We start from the raw sequence: 20,394 nt of genomic DNA on the forward strand, positions 1-20,394 counted from the left end.
TCGCCATGACGGTGCTGCAAAACGGAGGCAGTGCGGACTACGTCATCGTCGGCGCCGGCAGCGCCGGGGCAGTGCTCGCCTACCGGCTCACTGAAGACCCTACCGTGTCGGTCACGCTGATCGAGGCTGGCGGTGAGGCCAAGTCGCTGCTGGTGCAGCTGCCGGTGGGCTTCGCCAAGCTGGTATCGCATCCGGGTTACGACTGGCGCTACCTGCAGGAGGCCGATCCGACAATCAATGGCCGGCGCTTCATCTGGTCCGCCGGCAAATTGCTCGGCGGCGGCAGCTCGATCAATGGCCAGGTGTACATCCGTGGCACGCGCCGTGACTACGACCGCTGGGTCGAGCTGGGCGCCAACGGCTGGAGCTTCGACGAGGTGCTGCCCTGGTTCCGCCGCTCGGAAGACTGGGCAGGCCCTCCTCATCCGGCCCACGGCCAGGGAGGACCGCTGTCGACGGCGCCGATGCAGGATTTTCACCCGCTGTGCCATACCTTCATGCAGGCTTGCAATGAACATGGCCTGCCGACATTGGCCGATTACCACGGCGGCGATATGGAGGGCGTGTATCTGACCTCCGCTTCGCAGCGCGACGGATGGCGCTGCAGCACCGAGAAGGCGTTTTTGCGCCCCGCGCGCAAGCGACCGAATTTGCGTGTGCTGACCCATACCGAAGTCGAGCGCATTCATTTCGACGGCAGCCGCGCGATTGGGGTCGATGTTGTCAGTCGTGGTCTCAAGCAGCGGATTGAGGCACGCGCCGAAGTCATCGTCAGCTCAGGGACGGTCGGCAGCTGCGCGCTGCTGATGCGCTCCGGCATCGGCGCTGGCGAAACCCTGCGGAAGGTGGGTGTCGACGTCGTCCGCGATCTGCCCGGCGTCGGCCGGAACCTGCAGGAACACGCCAGTGTCGGTCAGAACAAATTCGTGAATCTGCCGACCTTGAATTCCGAGCTAGGCGCCTTCGACATGATCCGTCATCTGCTGCGCTTCGCCGCCGGCAAGAAAGGCCCGCTCGGCGCGCCGGCGGTACAGGCCATGGGGCTGGCGCGCACCCGCCCCGAACTCGACGAGCCCGACGTGCAGTTGCATTTCCTGCCGCTGGCCTACGACATCGCTGCGGATACTGTCTCCACCGCCAGCGCGTTAATGCCGAAAGAGCCGACGGTGACGATCAACGCGACCATCTGCCAGCCACGCAGTCGTGGCCGCGTCGAACTCGACGCTCAGCGCCGGCCGAAGATTCTGCATCGATTCTTCGACGACGAGCGCGACGTCGCAACGCTGGTCGGCGGCCAGAAGTTGATTGCGAAGCTATTCGATACGCCGGCGCTGCGCCGTATCGTCATCGCCGACCGCGCACCGGCGTCGCCGCCGGCCGACGATGCGGCCTGGGCCGACTACGTACGCAACAAGGCAGCGCCGGCATACCACCCGGTCGGCACCTGTCGCATGGGCCGCGATGACATGGCGGTGGTCGATCCGGCAACGCTGAAAGTGCATGGCATCGACGGCCTGCGCGTGATCGATGCCTCGGTGATTCCGAGCATCACCAGCGCCAACACCAATGCCGCGGCGATCATGATCGGAGAACGCGGCGCCGACATGATTTCCCGCGTCGCGCGCCGCTAGCGCCGCGCGACGATCGAACGCTTAAACACGGAGTTCACGATGCATTTCGCGCGCTACCTCAATTTCTGGTTCCGCCGCAACGGCAGCAAGCTGGCACTGGCCTGTGAAAACGACACACTGAGCTGGGCCGAGCTCGATCGCGCCTCGGCCTCGCTGGCAGCCTATCTACGCGACAGCGGCCTGAAGGCTGGCGATCGCTTCGGCTGTCTTATGACCAACTCGCTGCCCTGGTGCGTGGGCTACTGCGCCTCGCTGCGGCTGGGTACGATCTTCGTACCCCTGAACCCGATGTTCGGCAGCTTCGAGTTGCAGCTGATCGAAAGCGATGCACAGTGCGCGGCAATCCTGTCGACGCCGTCGCAGATCGGCAAGATCGGGACAGCGGACACTCGCAGCGATGCCGGCAACGATGTCGATCAGCCGCGCCTCTATCACCGGCGCGGCGGCGTGCGCTCTGAAGCCTACGCCGACATCGTTGCCAAGAACCGGCAGTTCGTGGATCCACCGCTGTCCGACGACGACGTGATGGTGATCAGCTACACCTCGGGCACCACCGGCCTGCCCAAGGGCGCCGCGCTGACCCACCGCAATGTCGATGCGGCGATGCAAGGGCTTATCCTGTGCTTCGGTCTGCGCGGCGGCGAAGAGCGCTCGCTGATTCTCGCGCCGCTGGCCTTCACTGGCGGCGTGATTTCGGCGCTGACGCCGGTGCTGACCATCGGTGGCAGCGCCTGGATCGAAAAGAGCGTCGATCCGAACCGCGCGTTGCGCCTGCTACTGGAACATCGCATCACGATCTTCGGTGGCGTACCCGCGCTGTGGGAAAGAGTCGCGCTGGCGCCGGGCTTCGCCGAGGCCGATCTGTCTACGATCAATGCCGCATTCACCGGTGGTGCACCGGTACCGCGGCCGCTGCTGGAAACCTTTCTGGCCAAGGGCATCACGATACGTCAGCAGTACGGCTTTACCGAGGCCTGCGGCGGCGTGTCGGCACCGGACAAGGAGTCAGCGATCGCCCGACCGTCTTCCTGCGGCCACGCGCTGCCCGGCATCGACCTGGTGATACGCAACGAGCGCAACGAAAAGGTCGAGGCCGGTGAAGTCGGCGAAGTCCAGGCTCGCGGAGCACAGATGATGAAGCGCTACTGGAACAAGCCCGAGGCGACCGCCGATGCATTCAACGGCGAGTGGTACAAGACCGGCGATCTGGCGACGTACGACGCCGAAGCTGCGATCGTCGTCGTCGATCGCAAGAAAAACATGTTGATCTCCGGCGGCGTGAACATCTACCCCGCCGAGGTCGAGCGGGCGATGGCCCAAATCACCGGTGTCGCCGAAGTCGTCGTACTCGGAATCGCCAGCGCGCAATGGGGCCAGGAGGTAGCCGCAATGATCTATGCGCCTACGCTGAGCAGCAGCCACGAGGTGATGCAGCAGGCGCGCGAACTGCTCGGCAGCTATAAGGCACCCAAGCACATTCGGCTCAGCCCGCAGCCTCTACCGAAAACGGCATCGAACAAGATCGCGCGCACCGGTCTGAACGAATTGTTCGATCGGCTTTCCGCCGAAGCCGCCGGAACCGTACAGGCCTGACCAGCCGATTCTCAGGAGCACCGCATGTACTTCAGCTCAGAACGCAACGCCAGGCTCGCCGCCAAGCTGTTTCAGCACATCGAGCAGACCACGACCGACCGTCTCGACGGCCTGCTCGAATACGACCTGGCAATCTACACTTGCCCGGACACCGCCAAACGCGAGCGCGACAAGATTTTTCAGAAAGCGCCGATGATGGCGGCGCACTCCGCACAGATTCCAACGCCCGGCAGCTTCATCACCTTGCAGCTCAATTCCAGCAACGTGCTGCTGACGCGCAAGCAGGATGGCAGCGTCGGTGCGTTTCTGAACATCTGCCGGCACCGCGGCACACAACTGGTCGGCGCCGCCTGTGGCGAGCGCAGCCGCTTCACATGCCCTTACCATGGCTGGACCTACAGCAACGACGGCAAGCTGCGCGGTATCGGCTTCCAGGACTCCTTCGGCATCAAGCCCGGCGATGAGCAAGGCCTGGAACGGGGCTTGGTCGCGCTGCCAGTGGAGGAGCGGCACGGCTTCATCTGGATCGTCGAAGATCCGAAGGGCGCAATCGACGTCAGGGCGCACCTGGGCGACGGCATGGACCAGGCGCTGGCCGAGTACGGACTCGACCAGTGGTTCCACTACAAGACCCATGTGTTCGATTTCCCGCAGAACTGGAAAGTGATGATGGATGGCCTGATTGATGGCTATCACGTGCAGTTTCTGCATGGCAAAACCATCAGTCCGTACTTCTATCCGAACATGATGGGCATCGAAATTCTGGGTCGCAACGCGCTATGGGGCAACCCGCGCCGGGCGATGGAAAAGATCATGCATGAGCCACCGGGCGAAAACTCGCTCGACAAGTTCGCGATCATCGGCAATCTGTTCGTGCCCAATGCGGTGATGGTGATGCATCCACACCACATCGAGTTCTGGACCGTATACCAGGACCCGAACAACACCGCCGCCTGCCGGGTGCATCTGCGTTATCTGACGCCGAGCGGCGACTATGACGAGCGCATCACCGGAATTCTCGAGAAGAACTGGAAAATCGCGACCGACGCGATCATCAACGAGGACGTGCCGGTCGGCAATTCGATCCAGGCCTCCTCGGCCACACCCAACGCCGGCAGTGTCTGCCTGGGGCGCAACGAGGTCACCAACCAGCTGTTTCACCTGGCATATCGTGACTACATGAGCGCCTGATGTTTTTCGGTGGCGGGTCGCGGCCCGCCGCCCGCCGCTCCGTCATCGCGCGAGCTACTTCTTCAGAAACTTCTCGAACGACTGCGCCGGCGGCGCCGGCTTGAGTTCATTCATCATCACCGCATTCTCCGCGCGATAGGCCTCCTCGTAGCCGCGACCAAAGTTGTCGTGCATCAGCGCCTTTACGTGATAAAGCGCTTCCGACGAATGCGCGGCGATCAGCGCGGCGATCTCGACCGCTTTGGCCAGCAGCTGATCGTCGGCGACGACGTGATTCAGCAGGCCTGCCTGCAGTGCCTCGGTCGGCCCGATGTTGCGGCCGGTCATGATGAATTCCTTGGCCTTGGCCAGGCCTACGACCTTCGGTAGCTGCCAGGTGTTGTTGGCGCCGCCGTAGTTGATCGCGGTGAAACGAAAATCGCTGCGGCTGCAGCCGACACGGATGTCGAGTGCTGCAGCGATAATCGCGCCAGCGCCGTGGGCGTGGCCGTTGATCGCACCGATCAGCGGCTTGGGATACTGCGCTATCGCCCAGATCCACGGCTCACGCCGCAACTGCGCCAGCATCAGCGCTTCGGTGTCGAAGTGCTGCATTTCCTTCAGGTCGTAGCCGGCGCTGAAGGATTGATCGCCGGCACCGGTGATGACGATCGCGCGTACGTTCTCGTCGGCCGCCAGGCCACGCAGCGCCTCGTCCAACTGCTGCTGGGTCGCGATGTCCAGCGCATTGCGCGCGGCCGGGCGATTGATCAGCACAAGCGCAACGCCATCGGCCGGCCGCTGTATCAGCAGCCCCGGCTCCGTCGTAGACGTCGCCGCAGTCATCGAACGCGCTCCATCGACGCCACCAATGGCAGGTACTTGCTCCTCAGCGCGGGTTTGGCGATCTTGCCGGTCGCCAGCCGCGGCAGCGGCTCCAGTTCGATGACGACATAGCGCGGCACCTTGAAATCGGCCAGGCACCGATTGCAGTGCGCGACCAGTGCTGCGGTATCGAATACTCCGGTCGCATGGACGATAGCCAGCGGCGTTTCACCGAACTTGGCGTCCGCCGCACCGATCACCGCGGTCTCCAGCACACCTTCGAACTCTGCAATCGCCCTTTCGACTTCGGCGGCGGAAATATTCAATCCGCCCGAGATAATGATGTCCTTCATGCGATCGACGAAGCTCAGGTAACCATTCTCGTCGACACTGCCGAGATCTCCGGTCCTGAGCCAGCCGTTGACGATGGTCTTGGCGGTCGCCTCGGGATCGTTCCAGTAGCCTTTCATGATCGTTGGGCCACGCAGCACAATCTGCCCCAGTTCATTCGGCCCGAGAAACTCCCCCTGCTCGTTGATCACGCGCACTTCGGTGAAGATGCCGCCGCGCCCCGCCTTCTCGGGGTGCTTGACCGCGTCACGCTTGCTCATGATCGTCGACGAGCCGCCAGCCTCGGTCTGGCCATAGATCTGCCGCAGCAGGCAGCCCTTCTTCAGCCAGGTATCGAGCAGCGAGGCCGGCACGCGCGAGCCGCCGACGCTGGTGAACTTCAGGCGCGACAGATCCGCGGTCGCAAAACCCGGGCAGGCCGCAATGCGTTCAAAGAACAGCGGCACCCCTTGGAACACCGCGATCTTCTCGCATTCCAGCAGCTTCAGTGCGCGCTCCGCGTCGAAGCCAGCCTCGAAGTAGATCGTCGCACCCAGCGATACGAACTCGATCAGTTGCACGAAACCGCCCGAGGTGCTTAGCGGAGACAGTGCCAGCGCGTGCGAGCCCGGGCCGGTGAAAGGTTCTTCAATCGCGAATTCGGCGGCGTAGCTGAGCATGGAGCGGTGAGTGAAGACCACGCCTTTCGGGCGCGCAGTCGAGCCGCTGGTGGCGATGATGCCGACCGCATCTTCCGGGTCCATTTCCCAGTCAGTGGCGACATAGCGGGCATCGCGCAGCGCGTTGATGCTCTGCAGTGCCAGCCGCCAGCCGACGACATCGGCCAGGCCGGCATGCTTGCCGAGCTGATCCTCGTCCATGAAAACGATGCGTGGCGTGACGTGCTGGTAGAACTCGCAGATCTCGCGCTCAGATAGTCTGGTGCTCAACGGGGACACGATGGCACCGGCGCGTATCACACCGAACATCAGCGCGCACTGCTCGATCGAGCTGGCGCCCATGACGCCGATGCGATCGCCCCGGTTGATGCCTTTCCCGACCAGGAAACTGGCGATGTTGCTTGCCCAGCGGTCAAGGTCCGCGTAACGGATCGAGGCATCGCCTATGCGCACCGCCTCGTTATCGGGAATTTCCTGGGCCCACCATTTCAGGGCGCTGCTGATCGTCGCTGCCATCTTCTAACTCCTTTAGCCGGAACCCGCTGTGGAACAGTGTCGGCGCACGCTAGCGGTACTGAACTTCTTCCCACCACGGGAAAAAATCGGGCATGTCTTCCGAGACCTTGTCCGGAAACTGGGCCGGACGCTTCTCCAGAAACGAGTTGACGCCTTCGGCCGCGTCGCCGCTGGCACTGCGCGCCAGCACGCCGCGGCTGTCGATGCGATGCGCCTGCATGGGATGATCCATGCCGAGGCCGCGCCACATCATCTGCCGGGTCAGCGCTACCGACACCGGCGACGAATGCTCGGTCATCTCACGCGCCATCGCGTAGGCGGCCGGCAGCAGCTCGGCCGCCGGATACACCGCCTGGACCAGGCCGCCCTGCAAGGCTTCCTCGGCGCCGAACACACGGCCGCTGCAGCACCATTGCAATGCGCGCGAGATACCGACCAGCCTAGGCAGAAAGTACGACGATGCCGCTTCGGGCACGATCCCGCGCCGCGCGAACACGAAGCCGAAGCGCGCGCTATCACTGCACAGGCGCACATCCATCGGCAGGCTCATGGTCGCGCCGATACCGACGGCCGGCCCGTTGATTGCGCCGATCACCGGCTTCAGGCACTCGAAAATCCGCAACGTCAGACGGCCGCCGCCATCGCGCGCCTTGTCGCTGGAGTAGTCCGGTGCAGCACCGCTGCCGTTTTCGACGACGAAGGCGCTGGTGCCGCCCGACAGATCGGCTCCGGCACAGAAGCCGCGGCCTTCACCGGTCACCACCACGGCGCGCACTTCGTCGTCGGCATCGATGCGATCGAAGGCATCGATCAGCTCATGCATCATCGGCACATTGAATGCGTTGAGCAGCTTCGGGCGATTCAATGTCAAAGTCGCGATACGATCCACGACCTCATATTTCACCATTTCATAACTACGCATCAGGGTCGCTCCGTTCCAAAGATCGCCGAACTCACCGTCGGCGCACCGGGGCCACCGGCGAGCAGGCAGGTTTTTGCATTCGGCACCGGATTGCTGGATTCGCCGCGCAGCTGACGTACCGCCTCGATCGCCATGCCGATGCCATGAATGAAACCCTCGGCCAGATTGCCGCCCGAAGTATTGACCGGCAGCTTGCCGCCCGGCGCGATCAGGTTTTCGAAGCGCACGAACTCGGCGACATTCTCGTAGGTGCAGAAACCGTGATCGATCAGCGACGCAACACCCTGCGCGCTGAAATTCTCATAGAGCTGCGCCACATCGATATCGTTCGGCTGCAGGCCGCTCTGCTGCCACAGCCGTCGCGCAACCGATTCGAAGCCGGCCGAAGCATAGTGGTCGTCGTTCTCGAGCAGATCACCCCATCCGCGGCCCGCACCCTGGGTCACACCCAACAAGTACACGGGCTTGTTCTTCAGGTCTTTCGCCATTTCGCTGGACACCATCAGCAGCGCGCCGGCGCCATCGTTCTCGCGCGAGCAGTCGAACAGACGGAAGGGCTCGGTGATCCAGCGCGCGCTGCGATAGGCCCCGAGATCGAGTTCCTTGCCATAGCTGACCGCATTGGGATTGCGTGCGCCGTGATAGTAGGACGCGCGCACCAGTTCCTCGGCAACCGACAGCGGCACGTGGTGATGCTCGAACATGCGCTGCGCGCGCAGCGCACAAGGCTGTGCTGGCGAGACGATGCCGGCCGCGAGCAGATGATCGTTCATGTGATGCGCCATTACCGCACCGGAAAGACGGCCACTGTCACCCTGCACCAGCGTGCGAAAGATGATCACCGCCCTCGCCTGCCCGGTCGCAATCGCCGCCGCAGCGGAACCAAAGGCAGCGGCGATACCGCCGCCTCCGCCGCCCCAGATCATGCTCGACCAGCACAGTTCCTTGGTGCCCAGGTCGGACATCAGCCGCACCGGCTCGTTGTTGCGATCGTCGCCGTAGGAGACGAAGCCATCGACGTCAGCCGGATCCAGGCCCGCATCCTCGCAGGCATCGACGATCGCGCGTATCAACACGCCGCGCTCGGGCATCGGCGCCTTGCCGCGCTTGTACTGACGCAGGCCGATACCGGCAACCGCGGTGGAGCCTGAGAAGGTTCCGATCATGCGCCGCGCTCCGCATTGTTCAGAAACCAGTGCATCGCCGGAATCGGCGTTTCGCCAACCAGGGTGGAGGCCGCGATACCCTTCACTTCGGCGCCAATCGCGAGGTCTCTTTCGTCACCACGCAGTAGGCCGAGCACGCGACGGCCTCCGGCCTGCGGCAGCTCGACCACCAGGGACACGTAGGGAACCGCAATGCCCTCGGCGCCGGCAAACGGGTGCCAGCTTCGTGCATAGCTGAAAACCTGACCCTGCATCGCCAGTGAATGCCAGGCCTGCGACCAGCTCCCGCAGCTGCCGCAGCGAAACACCGCCGGCCAATGCCAGCGGCCGCAATCCTCGCACCGAGGCAATTCCAGGCGGCCCGCAGCCATTGCCTGCCAGTACGGCCCGTCGGCGCCGGTGGTGGGACGCGTCGCGCTCTCCATCCGCTTCTCCTCGGTTGGTTCTCGTGATTTCTTCCGACGATTACCAGTCAGCAGTATGGCAGTCGTTCGCGCTGACTGACAGTCAGCCTAATGTTCGTAGATAATAGTAGCGATGAGCGCTGTCCAGGTCCATTGAAAATGTGAATCCCTGACGCTCAAGCACGCACAGAAACATCACCGAGGAGATGTCGTGATCGAGCTCTATCATTGCCAGGACGCAAGATCGTTCCGCTGTCTGTGGATGCTGGAAGAAATTCAGCAGCCTTATACGCTGAAGCCGCTGCAGTATCCGCCCAAGCTGACCGCGCCGGAGTACCTGAAGATCAATCCGGCCGGCACGGTGCCGCTGCTGCTCGACGAGGACGCGGTGATGTTTGAGTCCTCGGCGATCCTGCAGTACCTGGCGGTGCGCTACGCCCCGGATCAACTCGCGGTGTCGTCGGCCGATGCCGCCTACGCGGGCTGGCTCAACTGGCTGCATTTCGGCGAGGCGACGCTGACGGTGCCACTGGGCACGATGTTCCGCTACGCCTATACCGAGCCGGAGGCGCGCCGCCAACCCGCCGTCGTTGCGGACCAGAGGGCCGTGCATCTGGATCGCCTGCAACTGGTCGCCAAGGCGCTGCAGGGTCACGATTATCTGTGCGCCGACCGCTTCACCGCAGCCGACATCAGCGTCGGCTATGCGCTGCTGCTGGGCCGCACCCTGGGCCTGCACGGCGAGTATCCGGACACGGTGCTTGACTACTGGAAGCGGCTGCAGGAGCGGCCCGCGTTCAAAGCGGCCAAGGCCGCGCAGAAGCAGGCGTTCGCTCCAGCAAGCGCTTGAAGCTGGCGACGCCGCCGCTCAGGCGCGCAGGATCAGGTCCGCGGCGCGCCAGGCCATCGCCATTGTCGGGCCATTGGTATTGCCCGACGGAATCTGCGGGATGATCGAGGTATCCATCACCCGCAGATTGTCGACACCGCGGACGCGCAGTTCCGGATCGACCACCGACTCCGCATCCGATCCCATGCGACAACTGCCCACAGCGTGAAACCCGCAGGAGCCGAACTTGTCGTAAGCGGCGATCAGTTCGTCATCGGTCGTCGCGGCCGGGCCTGGATAGGTCTCGACTTCGATCAGAGCGCGCAGCGGTGTCTGATTCGCATACTGACGCGCGACCTTGATCAAATCGATCATCGTCCGGCGGTCTTCGGCGGTCGAGTGATAATTCGGCTTCAGGATCGGCATGTCGCCCGGATTCTTCGAGCGGATGTTGATCTCTCCGCGCGAGGTCGGCCGCAGAGGATAGGCAACCGTATGGATGCCGTGAAAGGGCTCCAGCTTGGTGCGCTTGGACGCGAAGTCGAAGCTGAAAGGTGCCAGCAGAAACTGCAGATCCGGCCGAGGCAACTCCGGGCGGGACTTCAACCAGGCGCCGACTTCGTAGGCAGCGGACGCCATCATCCCCGTCCTTTTCATGAAGTATTGGGCGGTAACACCCAGCAATCTCAGGCCGCTGAAGTGCAGGTTCTGCGACAGCGGCTCGCGCAGCTTCCACTGCATCAGGAGGGCGCGATGCTCTATCAGGTTCTGGCCGACCTGCGGACTGTCGTGTACGACGCTGATACCGTGCTGCTTCAGCAGATCGGCAGGGCCGATCCCGGAGCGCTGCAGGATCGTCGGCGAAGCCAGCGCGCCACCGGCAATGATGATCTCGCGCTTCGCCGCAAACGTCTGCGACGCATCGTCGACGCTGGCCAGCACCGACGTCGCTCGCTTGCCGTCGAACAGCACGCGATCGACCATTGCATTGGTGATGATGGTCAGGTTCGGGCGCTTGCGGATCGGATCGATGAACGCGGTCGCCGCGCTTTCGCGCCGGCCCTTGTAGATCGTGCGTGGAGCGTAGCCGACAGCGGGGCCGTTGTCGGGCGCGTTGACATCCAGCTTGCGCGGCAGGCCCATTGCCTCACCCGCGGCGATCATCGCCTCGCTGAGCCTGTCCTTCATCACCGGCATCGATACGCGCAGCGGACCCTTGGCGCCGCGCGTTTCCGCGGCGCCAAGTTCATGCGATTCCAGCGCCGCATAGGCGGCACCGATGTGCTGCCACGACCAGTCGTCGCTGCTGCGAGCCGCAATCTCGTCAAAGTCGGCCGGCTGGCCGCGCACGTACATCATGCCGTTGACCGAGGTCGATCCACCCAGCACCTTACCGCGTAGCCAGTACTCGACTTCACCGGCCGTGCCATCCTCGGGCTCGGTCGGGAACGGCCAGGTGAACTTGGGGCTTTGCAAAATCTTGCCCAGCCCTTTCGGCATGTCGATGAAAGGATGCCGGTGACTCGCGCCGGCCTCGATCAGCGCCACGGAGTTTTTCGGGTCCTCTGACAACCGATAAGCCAGCACACAGCCGGCCGCGCCGGCGCCGACGATCACATAATCGAAAGTCTTGATGACGCGCTCTCCTCGTGCCGCGTTTGCCGCCGGGATTTCGTCGATCCGTTGCGGCTGGTATTGATTTTTCTGCGCGCCGGGATGGCGGCACGCCGCGCATCGCGCCGCTAGCGCGACGTGGCACCTTCGGCGTGTACAAACTCTTCGATGATGTCGTGAAAGCGGCGCACGCCCTGCTCCATTCCGCCGAGCGTCAGTGCCTTCAACGCACCGGTCTCCAGGCCTTTCTGGCTCAGTTCCGCGGCCCTGAAATCCTCGTTGCCGAAAGCTTCTGACATCAGCGCATAAGAGCGTTCGTACAAGCTCTCCTGCTCGGGCACGTCGCCCTTGCCGTCAACCATCATCATGTAGCGGATATAGGTGCGGTCCGCCGACACCGGCGAGGTGAACATCAGACTGACGTAGGCTGGACTGGTGACGACGACAACATTCGGAAAGGCGATGTACGCGTAAACCACCGACTTGCGCAGCTCGTCCCAGACCGGGCTGACATCGGCTCGGTTGAAACCGCGGCGGCTGCCGGAGCTTTGCCGCAGATGCCGTCCGATACGCTCGATCGACTGCGGCGCGTCGACGAAGAAACGCGCCAGCGTCTTCGCATGCAGGCGGATCACATGATAGCCCTCGAGAAATGCATCCTCGATGAGCTTCCAGTTGGCGGCGACCTCGAAATTCTGTGCCCGGAAAATACGCATGTCGCCCAGGCCAATCGCGTCGAAATCGCCGATCAGCTCGCGGCCGATGCTGTCGTCGTCGACTGCGACGTCCGGGTCCAGCGATACCCATACCAGGCCCCCGGCTTCGCGACACGGCAGTGCTTTCAGGCTGTAAGCGGCCTTGTCGAAATCGGTGAACAGCTCCTGGCGCGGCACGCCGATCAGCTTGCCGTCCAGGTTGTAGGTCCAGGCGTGATACGGGCAGCTGATCTTCAGAGCGCATTCGCTCGCACCCGGCTCGGCGAGCCGAGCACCGCGATGGCTGCAAGCATTCAGAAACGCCTTGACTTCGCCGGCCTTGTTGCGCGTCAGCACCACGGCGAGGCCGGCAATATCAATGCTCAGGTACGAGCCCGGCTGAGGCAGCTCCTTGGCCGAGGCGACCGCGATGGGCAGCTTGCCGAAGATTCGCGATTTTTCCTGTGCGAACAACTGCGGGCTCAGATAAGCCTCGGCGCTGACATAACTGGTGCAGGCATCGATCGCGCCGGCGTCCATTTCGCTGAGCAGCACCGCTGCGTCGAACTGACCGGCCGAAGCCCGGCGCCGCTCGGCCATGCCCATCACAGCGTCGTCGACCACGGCCAGCTCCATTTACCTTGTGTCATTAGATTATTGCAATCGACGCGGGCGTGGTCAATCGGCAACACCGACAGCCGGGCAGGCATAGGTATTTACACATCTCCAAAGATGGATAGACCCGAGTAGGTTGGGGTGAGCGCAGCGAACCCCAACATCGGCGCGGGACAAACCTTGGGGTTCGCTGCGCTCACCCCAACCTACACGCCTACATGAACCACCCGCGGTCGAAGCGCGCGATTACGCCTTGCGCTTTACCGGCTTCTTCTTTGTGGCGACGACCTTGGACATCTTCTTTGCGGTACCGGCGGGTTTCGCCTTCGCAGTCGCTGCTGTCATCGATGCTGCAACGGTTTCAAGCCCGATCAGGAAGCTGCGCAGCGTGGCCATGAACAGCTCTTCCTCGCCAAGCAGGTTGGCGCGCATCGCAGCGGCCAGATGCGGCAGCTTGGTGCGATCGAACAGGGGCATCGGTTCGATCGAACGTGCACGATACGCGGCTTCGAACAAAGCGGCGCCGAAAGTCAGCTTCTCGGTGCCTTCAAGCATCACCAGGTGAAGTTCCGGCGGCAATGGAGAGGGCGCGAGCCAGTAATCGTAGGCTGCCAGCAGCGTATGGCGCGGGAAGAATTGCAGCAGAAGCAGAGCGGCATTCGGATGCGCAAGGATCGAGCGCCGGGTCGCAACCGACAGCTCGACCATTGCCTCTTTCCAGTCGAGGGTCTTCGGGTCTGGGGCCTTCACGTCAAGCAGGATCAGTCTCGCCACTTCCTCCAGTAGTTCGGCCTTGTGCTTGAAGTGGTAGTACAGCGACGGCGCCTTGACGCCAAGTCGGCTCGCCACCATCTCCAGGCTCAGTGCATCGAGCCCATGCACATCGATCACGCCCAGCGCAGCGCGCGCGGCACGCTCACGCGATATCAGCGGTTTGACAGGTCGACCCAAAACCCAGCACTCCTGGCGATGCCGTCGGCGCTCCGGCGCAGCCGGCAGCCAAGGCGAATGGATGAGTAAACTTGAACATTACGGGATGCAAGCGGATGCAGCCAGCGCGGCCCCGCCAAATTAGTCCGACTAAACTTGCCTCTTCGCTTGCCGGGCAAGCGGACCTGTCGTCCGGCACGATGGTGGCTTGGAGCTTCAGCAGTGGCAGCTTCTTGCGTTAGGCTGCTGCATTACGCTGGTAACGCCGACCGGCAGAGGCCGGGGCGCGCTGCGGTTTCTCAATACAGGACTATCCGTGGGCAGGCCAGCGAAGGCACTCATTTCGCGCGAGAGCGCGGCACGCGCGGCGCTCAAGCTGATCGACGAGCGCGGGCTAGACGTACTCAGCCTGGAGCTGATCGCCAAGCGTCTCGGTGTAAAAGCACCGTCGCTGTATCACCATTTCCATGACAAGGCCGAGATCCTGGCCGAGGTGGCGCGCCTGCTCCTGCTCGACGTCCGCATCCCGGCGTCGACCGGCGACGACTGGAGGGATCGTGCAGTCGAGGTGAGCCTCCGCACCCGGCGCTCGATTCTCGCCCACCCCAATGCGGCGCTGCTGCTGCTGCAGTTCTTCCCCCGGTATCAGCTACTGGGGGCCTACGACTACTGGGCCGGCCAGTTTTCACTACCACCGGATCAGCGCCTCACTCTCATTGAGGGCCTGGAGAAACTGACTTTCGGCTCGGCGCTGTTCGAGGCCAGCAGTATGGCGCGCGGCATCGAGCCGATGCCGGCGGTCGACCCAGTGCAGCTACCGGATCTGGCGGCTGCGGTGAAGGCGAATCAGCTCAGTAGCGAAGGCATGTTCGTCGACTCGATCCGGCGGCTGATCTCTGGCTTCACTGTCGAGCCGGCTGCTGGTCAAAGCGGCGCCGTGGAGAAGATCGCCGGCAAACGCAAGATCGCCGCTACGCCCGGGCGAGCTGCATCAACCCGTGCTTCTACAGGCAAATCCGGCACGAAGCGCTCCGGCAAGACCCGATAACGCGAGCATGCATGCCGGTGACGCATGCTTGCTTGTCGCCGGCAAGGGCCACGGCTAAGATTATCTAATAATCATAGGCTCGAATTCCTTCGCCACGACATTCCGATGTCGCGTTCTGGACCTACCCGCTTTTTCCGGGCCGACATCAGCTAAAGCCGCACAGGAGAGATGCATGGCAGCGCCCGAGACCACAGCGGTGATCGTCGGCATCGGTGAATTCGTCGATCGACCCGAGCGAGCGGCCGACGCACTGGAGCCGGTGGCCCTGATGGCGCAGGCACTGCGAGCCGCCGATGCCGATAGCGGTGGCACGCTGTTGCAGCAGGTCGAATCGCTGGAACTGATCGGCCTGGTTTCCTGGCGCTACCGCGATCCGGTGAACCTGCTGTGCGAGCGGCTCGGCATCCAGCCGGCGCGCCGCGTCAATGCCAGCATGGGCGGCGAAACACCGATCCGGCTCATCCATGAAGCGGCGGTGCGCATCAGCCAGGGTGAGCTGACGACGGCGGCAATCGTCGGCGGTGAAGCGATGCATGCGGTGACGCGCTCGCGAAAGGAAGGCGTGAAGCCTGCCTGGACGCCGCTGGCGTCAAAACAGGACGCGGTGCGCTTTCCGTCGAGCAGCTTCGAGACCAGCCCAATCGCAAGGCAGATCGGCGTGACCGATCCGGCGCAGATTTACCCCCTGTACGAAATGGCGACTCAGGCGGCGTGGCAACAGTCGCCGGTCGAAGCGCAGCGGGAATCAGCGCAGCTCTGGGCGCAGTTCGCCGGCGTCGCCGCGGACAATACTCACGCCTGGATTCGCAGTGCGCCCTCGGCCGATGCGATCGCGACCGTGTCGGAGCAGAACCGGCTGATCAACTGGCCCTACCCGAAATTCATGGTCGCCAATCCGATGGTCAACCAGGCGGCGGCGGTGATCGTCACCAGCCTCGCGCAGGCTCGCAAGGCGGGCATACCGGAGAACCGGCTGATCCATATCTGGGGCGGTGCCAGCGCGAAGGAACCGGAAGACTATCTGAAGCGCGACCGCTACGATCGCAGCAGCGCGCAGAGCGCGGTGTTGAAAAAGGTCGTCGACATGGTGGGCGGCGATGCTCGCCGCTTCGATCGCCTGGAGCTGTATAGCTGCTTCCCGGTGGTGCCGAAGATGGCGCTGCGTACGCTCGGCCTGGATCCGAAACAGCACGCGCCGACAGTCACCGGCGGCCTGAGCTTCTTTGGCGGACCGCTGAACAACTACATGACGCATGCCGTCTGCGCAATGGTGCGCACGCTGCGCGAACATCCGTCCGAGATCGGCCTGCTCTATGGCCAGGGCGGCTTCGTCAACAAGCATCACGCGCTAATCGTCAGTACGCAGCCGCCGGAGACGGCGCTCGCTGCTGACTATTCGGTGCAGGACGTCGCCGATCAGAATCGCGATATCGTGCCGCCGCTGGCCGACGCCGGCTATCATGGCCCGGCCACGGTCGAGACTTATACGATCCTGTATGGGCGCGATGGCGAGCCGCTGCAGGGCGTGGTCGTCGCGCGCAATCCGGCCGGCGAGCGCGTGATGGCGCGCGTACCGACGCGTGACGCCGCAAGCCTGCAGTTGCTGGCTAGCAATGAGCGCTCTGCGGTCGGATCAGAAGGACAGGTGCGGATCGACACCTTCAATCTGCCGGTATGGGAAGCCGGCGCCGCGCCACGCGACCGCCAGCGCATTGAGCGCCAGTTCTGCAAAGTCGAGCGCGAAGGTCCGCTGACCATCGTCACGATCAATCGACCCGAGGCGATGAATTCGCTGCATCCGGACAGCAATGCCGAACTGGCGGAAATTTTCGACGAGTTCGAGTCCGACTCCGAGCAATGGGTCGCGATCATCACCGGCGCCGGCGACCGCGCGTTTTCCTCCGGCAATGATCTGAAGTACATGGCCAAGGCGATGGCGTGCGGAGCCAGCATCGAGCCACCGGCGAAAGGCTTCGCCGGCCTGACCAACCGCCACAGCCTGAACAAGCCGGTGATCGCGGCGGTCAACGGCATCGCGATGGGCGGCGGTTTCGAAATCGCCTTGGCTTGTGACCTGATCATCGCATCGAGCAACGCGAAGTTCGCACTGCCCGAGCCGAAAGTCGGCGTCGCCGCGGTGGCCGGTGGCCTGCTGCGCCTGCCTCAGCAGATCGGCATCAAGCGCGCGATGAGCCTGATACTGACCGGCCGCAGCGTATCGGCAGAGGAAGGCCTGGAGCTGGGCTTCGTCAACCAGGTGACCGCACCCGAAAACCTGATGCAGGAGGCTAGGCGCTGGGCCGGCGAGATTGCGGCCTGCAGTCCGATGTCGATCCGCGCCTCCAAAGAGATCGTGCAGCGCGGTCTCGACGAACCGACGCTGGCCATAGCCTACGAAAACCAGATGACTTATCCGGCCGCACGCGCGCTGTTCCGGTCATCAGATTTTCGCGAAGGGCCGATGGCGTTCGCGCAGAAGCGCGCACCGCGATGGAAAAGCGAATAATGCAGACGAGCAGGAGCCGCAAAATGGATCTGATCTGGAGTGCCGATGACCTCGCCTTTCAGCAGGAAGTACGAGCTTTCTTCGACTGCGAAATGGATGGTGATCTGCGCCAGGCCGGTCAGCGCATGACCAGCGTCTACGCCGACCACCATGCCTCGATCGCGCTGCAGAAAAAGCTGGCCGCTCGCGGCTGGGGGGCGCCGATGTGGGCAAAGGAATACGGCGGCTGTGACTGGAGCGTGGTCCAGCGCTATCTGTTCACGCGCGAACGCCTTGCCGCTGGCGCGCCTCATCCACCTTTCGGCATTCACATGATCGGTCCCTCGCTGATCGCGTACGGAACGGACGAACAGAAAGCCTATTTTCTGCCACGAACGCTGAGCGGCGATATCCTGTGGTGCCAGGGCTACTCGGAACCGGGTTCCGGCTCCGACCTCGCCTCGCTACAGATGCCGGCGATCGACGACGGTGATGACCTGGTTTGCAGCGGCTCGAAGATCTGGACCACGCATGCGCACGTCGCCAACTGGATGTTCGGCCTGGTGCGCACATCCACGGAGTCAAAGCAGCAGCAGGGCATCACTTTCGTGCTGATCGACATGCACAGCCCTGGTGTCAGCGTGCGACCGATCGTGATGTCGTCCGGCGAGCATATCCAGAACCAGGTGTTCTTCGACCAGGTGCGCATTCCGAAGAAGAACGTGCTCGGCTCCATAGGCGGCGGCTGGAGCATTGCCAAGTTCCAGCTCGAATTCGAGCGCAGCAATCTGGCTGCCGCGCCGGAGCTGCAGCTCCGCATCGACGAGCTACGCGCCTTCGCCGCAACGGTGCCGGGCGATGACGGCGAATGGCTGATCGACGAGCCGGCGTTTGCGCACAAGCTCGCGAGCGCGCGCATGCGCGCTTCGACTCTGGAGATCTACGAACTGCGTGCGCTGTCAGCAATATCGAGCGGCGCTTCGCCCGGCCTCGCCGCTTCAGTCATGAAAACCCTGGGTACCGAGCTGAGCCAGCATGTGACCGAGCTGGCGCTGGAAGCCGCCGGCCATTACGGCCGCGCCTATCAGCCGCAGCAGCTGCGTGCGGGAGGTGATGTCGTGCTCGCACATGGCAAGGGACAGACCGTAGGCCCGCTGCCGGCCGCGCTGGCACCGCTGCGCTACCTCAACGACCGGGCCGGCACGATCTACGCCGGCTCCAACGAAATCCAGCGCAACATCCTGGCGAAAGCCGCGCTCGGCCTGTAGACGCGGGCTTGGCTTTGAATCCAATGTAGGGCCTGCTGTGGGGCGACAGTCGAGGTCCAGGATCGAACTTGAAGTTCTCGTGAAATAGCCGACGCGCCAGCCCTACTTGCCGCCAGCTATCGCGCGCGGACAGTCGTGCAAGGATCGATAAAGCGCATCGAGATCGTGCCGGGGCAATTTTCCGGTGGTGGTTCTCGGCAGCGGCTTGGGGCTGAGAATGATTTCGCGGGGCGCCTTGTAATCGCCCAGCAGCCGCCGGCTCTCCTTCAGCAGGGTCTCGGGGTCCAGCGTCGCAGGACCATGCACGGCGGCCACTACGCGCTCGCCCCAGCGCTCGTCGGGCCGGCCGAAAACCAGCACCTCGGATAGCCCCAGTAGTTCTCCCATCGCGCGTTCGACTTCCGCCGGGTAGACGTTGACGCCGCCGCTGATCAGCATGTTCTTCTTGCGGTCGACTACCTGCAGATGGCCCTCGTCGTCGACGATGCCCATGTCGCCAGTCTGAAACCACCCGTCGTTCCAGGCGCTCCGATTGGCGTCGTCGTTTTGCCAATAGCCCTGCATCACCTGCTGACCGCGAATCTGGATTTCGCCGGCCTCGTTCGGCGCACACGCCGTGCCGTCGTCACGGCAGAGCTTCAGGTCGATTGACTGCAGCGGCCAGCCGCAGCTCCATGGCTTGCGACGCGCGACGTCCGCGTTCGGAACCGCGATCAATCCACAACCTTCGCTGCAGCCGTAGACCTGTCGCAGCAGCACGCCTTTGGTGAGCCAGGTCTGCAGCAGAGCCTCCGGCACCGGAGCGCCGCCGATCATCGACGTGCGCAGCTTGCGGATATCGGCGTCCGCAAACCCCTTGCAGGCGGCGATGCGCTCGAACAGCACCGGCACGCCGGCCAAGCAGGTGATGCCTTCGGTCACGAACAGGTGCAGGGCCCGTTCGGCGTCCAGCCCCTCCTCGATATAGATGCAGCCTCCGACGATATAGGCCGGCATAAACACGCTGATCACGCCGCCCGTGAACGCGAACGGCGCCAGCATCAGCACCCGCTCATCGCTGGTCCATTCCAGCGCAGTGATCTGACCCAGCGCGAAGGTCTGGATGTTCTGGTGAGTCAGTACGACGCCTTTGGGCAGGCCAGTGGAGCCCGAGGTGAAGCAAAGCGCGGCGGCATCGTCCGATGCGACGGATGTCAGCACCGGTCCCGTAAAGCTCGCCACTGCTTGCTTCCAGCGCATTGGCGGCACGCCGGGCCTGTCGACCGTGTATAGGCTCACTTCGTCGCAGTCGGATTGAAGATCCGCCTGTTCGGCGCCGAGTTTGCCGATCAGCGATGGCAGCGTCACGACCAACTTGACCGATACCTGCGCCGCGATCTGCCGCAGTTCATGTTCGCCGTAGCGGGTATTGAGAGGAACGATGATCGCGCCTGCCTTCAAGGTCGCGATCAGCGTGATGGCCCATTCCATCGAGTTCGGCAACATGCAGCCCACGCGATCACCCGGCATGACGCCAAGCCTGATCAAGCTCGCGGCCACGGTATCGGCGGCCCGATCGAGTTGTGCCCAGGTCATGACTACGCCCTTGTGCTGCAGGGCCGGGCTGTCGGCGCGGAACCGCGCCCAATAATCCGAAAAGCGGCCAAGATTCATGCGGCAAGATCCGGTTGCAA

At 63.5% G+C, this 20,394-nt stretch carries 16 protein-coding genes; 7 read left to right on the top strand and 9 right to left on the bottom strand.

The window, feature by feature from the left end:
* Positions 1-5: 5 nt before the first annotated feature.
* Genes JWQ90_RS13185 through JWQ90_RS13195 form a run of 3 tightly spaced genes read left to right on the top strand, consistent with a single transcriptional unit; the run spans position 6 to position 4,415 of the window.
* Entirely contained in the window at positions 6-1,631 is a 1,626-nt protein-coding gene (locus JWQ90_RS13185; RefSeq protein WP_299694695.1) for a GMC family oxidoreductase N-terminal domain-containing protein, read from the top strand.
* A gap of 39 nt (positions 1,632-1,670) precedes the next feature.
* Positions 1,671-3,224, top strand: coding sequence for an AMP-binding protein (locus JWQ90_RS13190; RefSeq protein ID WP_299694698.1), 1,554 nt, complete (start codon positions 1,671-1,673; stop codon positions 3,222-3,224).
* 24 nt (positions 3,225-3,248) lie between these two features.
* Positions 3,249-4,415, top strand: coding sequence for an aromatic ring-hydroxylating dioxygenase subunit alpha (locus JWQ90_RS13195; protein WP_299694701.1), 1,167 nt, complete (start codon positions 3,249-3,251; stop codon positions 4,413-4,415).
* Between the two features lie 54 nt (positions 4,416-4,469).
* Here JWQ90_RS13195 and JWQ90_RS13200 read toward each other — a convergent pair whose 3' ends face one another.
* Genes JWQ90_RS13200 through JWQ90_RS13220 form a run of 5 tightly spaced genes read right to left on the bottom strand, consistent with a single transcriptional unit; the run spans position 4,470 to position 9,258 of the window.
* Entirely contained in the window at positions 4,470-5,240 is a 771-nt protein-coding gene (locus tag JWQ90_RS13200; RefSeq protein ID WP_299694704.1) for an enoyl-CoA hydratase/isomerase family protein, read from the bottom strand.
* Positions 5,237-6,745, bottom strand: coding sequence for an AMP-binding protein (locus JWQ90_RS13205; RefSeq protein ID WP_299694707.1), 1,509 nt, complete (start codon positions 6,743-6,745; stop codon positions 5,237-5,239). The genes JWQ90_RS13200 and JWQ90_RS13205 overlap by 4 nt, the downstream gene beginning before the upstream one ends.
* Before the next feature lie 49 nt (positions 6,746-6,794).
* A complete protein-coding gene (locus JWQ90_RS13210; protein ID WP_299694710.1) occupies positions 6,795-7,667 on the bottom strand; it encodes a crotonase/enoyl-CoA hydratase family protein in 873 nt (290 codons plus the stop codon).
* Positions 7,667-8,833: a hypothetical protein gene (locus JWQ90_RS13215; protein WP_299694712.1), complete on the bottom strand. Its 1,167-nt coding sequence runs from the start codon at positions 8,831-8,833 to the stop codon at positions 7,667-7,669. Before JWQ90_RS13215 ends, JWQ90_RS13210 begins: the two co-directional genes overlap by 1 nt.
* Complete coding sequence (locus JWQ90_RS13220; protein WP_299694715.1) at positions 8,830-9,258, bottom strand: zinc ribbon domain-containing protein; 429 nt, start codon at positions 9,256-9,258, stop codon at positions 8,830-8,832. The genes JWQ90_RS13215 and JWQ90_RS13220 overlap by 4 nt, the downstream gene beginning before the upstream one ends.
* A 190-nt stretch (positions 9,259-9,448) precedes the next feature.
* Between JWQ90_RS13220 and JWQ90_RS13225 the strand changes: the two genes are divergently transcribed.
* Entirely contained in the window at positions 9,449-10,087 is a 639-nt protein-coding gene (locus JWQ90_RS13225; RefSeq protein WP_299694718.1) for a glutathione S-transferase family protein, read from the top strand.
* 18 nt (positions 10,088-10,105) lie between these two features.
* Here JWQ90_RS13225 and JWQ90_RS13230 read toward each other — a convergent pair whose 3' ends face one another.
* The 3 genes from JWQ90_RS13230 to JWQ90_RS13240 form a co-directional block, all read right to left on the bottom strand.
* Positions 10,106-11,683 carry a GMC family oxidoreductase N-terminal domain-containing protein gene (locus JWQ90_RS13230; RefSeq protein ID WP_299694721.1) on the bottom strand — a complete coding sequence of 526 codons (1,578 nt, stop codon included), beginning with the start codon at positions 11,681-11,683 and terminating at the stop codon, positions 10,106-10,108.
* A gap of 125 nt (positions 11,684-11,808) precedes the next feature.
* Complete coding sequence (locus JWQ90_RS13235) at positions 11,809-12,999, bottom strand: aromatic ring-hydroxylating dioxygenase subunit alpha (protein WP_299694724.1); 1,191 nt, start codon at positions 12,997-12,999, stop codon at positions 11,809-11,811.
* A gap of 237 nt (positions 13,000-13,236) precedes the next feature.
* Entirely contained in the window at positions 13,237-13,941 is a 705-nt protein-coding gene (locus tag JWQ90_RS13240) for a TetR/AcrR family transcriptional regulator (RefSeq protein ID WP_299694727.1), read from the bottom strand.
* A gap of 187 nt (positions 13,942-14,128) precedes the next feature.
* Between JWQ90_RS13240 and JWQ90_RS13245 the strand changes: the two genes are divergently transcribed.
* The 3 genes from JWQ90_RS13245 (at position 14,129) to JWQ90_RS13255 (ending at position 18,721) form a co-directional block, all read left to right on the top strand.
* Positions 14,129-14,968 (top strand): TetR/AcrR family transcriptional regulator, encoded by an 840-nt coding sequence (locus JWQ90_RS13245; RefSeq protein WP_299694730.1) that lies wholly within the window; start codon positions 14,129-14,131, stop codon positions 14,966-14,968.
* Between the two features lie 172 nt (positions 14,969-15,140).
* Positions 15,141-17,474, top strand: a complete 2,334-nt coding sequence (locus tag JWQ90_RS13250; RefSeq protein ID WP_299694733.1) for an enoyl-CoA hydratase-related protein — start codon at positions 15,141-15,143, stop codon at positions 17,472-17,474.
* Between the two features lie 23 nt (positions 17,475-17,497).
* Entirely contained in the window at positions 17,498-18,721 is a 1,224-nt protein-coding gene (locus JWQ90_RS13255) for an acyl-CoA dehydrogenase family protein (protein WP_299694736.1), read from the top strand.
* 102 nt (positions 18,722-18,823) lie between these two features.
* Here JWQ90_RS13255 and JWQ90_RS13260 read toward each other — a convergent pair whose 3' ends face one another.
* Positions 18,824-20,374, bottom strand: a complete 1,551-nt coding sequence (locus JWQ90_RS13260) for a class I adenylate-forming enzyme family protein (RefSeq protein ID WP_299694739.1) — start codon at positions 20,372-20,374, stop codon at positions 18,824-18,826.
* Between the last annotated feature and the right edge of the window lie 20 nt (positions 20,375-20,394).

Source organism: Hydrocarboniphaga sp., assembly GCF_028291725.1.
Classification (GTDB): domain Bacteria; phylum Pseudomonadota; class Gammaproteobacteria; order Nevskiales; family Nevskiaceae; genus Hydrocarboniphaga.

Excerpts from the sequence above, each read along its gene's own strand:
- JWQ90_RS13200 (WP_299694704.1), bottom strand. The coding sequence starts at position 5,240 with ATGACTGCGGCGACGTCTACGACGGAGCCGGGGCTGCTGATACAGCGG.
- JWQ90_RS13215 (WP_299694712.1), bottom strand. The coding sequence starts at position 8,833 with ATGATCGGAACCTTCTCAGGCTCCACCGCGGTTGCCGGTATCGGCCTG.
- JWQ90_RS13250 (WP_299694733.1), top strand. The coding sequence starts at position 15,141 with ATGGCAGCGCCCGAGACCACAGCGGTGATCGTCGGCATCGGTGAATTC.
- JWQ90_RS13220 (WP_299694715.1), bottom strand. The coding sequence starts at position 9,258 with ATGGAGAGCGCGACGCGTCCCACCACCGGCGCCGACGGGCCGTACTGG.
- JWQ90_RS13195 (WP_299694701.1), top strand. The coding sequence starts at position 3,249 with ATGTACTTCAGCTCAGAACGCAACGCCAGGCTCGCCGCCAAGCTGTTT.
- JWQ90_RS13190 (WP_299694698.1), top strand. The coding sequence starts at position 1,671 with ATGCATTTCGCGCGCTACCTCAATTTCTGGTTCCGCCGCAACGGCAGC.
- JWQ90_RS13185 (WP_299694695.1), top strand. The coding sequence starts at position 6 with ATGACGGTGCTGCAAAACGGAGGCAGTGCGGACTACGTCATCGTCGGC.
- JWQ90_RS13260 (WP_299694739.1), bottom strand. The coding sequence starts at position 20,374 with ATGAATCTTGGCCGCTTTTCGGATTATTGGGCGCGGTTCCGCGCCGAC.
- JWQ90_RS13255 (WP_299694736.1), top strand. The coding sequence starts at position 17,498 with ATGGATCTGATCTGGAGTGCCGATGACCTCGCCTTTCAGCAGGAAGTA.
- JWQ90_RS13205 (WP_299694707.1), bottom strand. The coding sequence starts at position 6,745 with ATGGCAGCGACGATCAGCAGCGCCCTGAAATGGTGGGCCCAGGAAATT.
- JWQ90_RS13210 (WP_299694710.1), bottom strand. The coding sequence starts at position 7,667 with ATGCGTAGTTATGAAATGGTGAAATATGAGGTCGTGGATCGTATCGCG.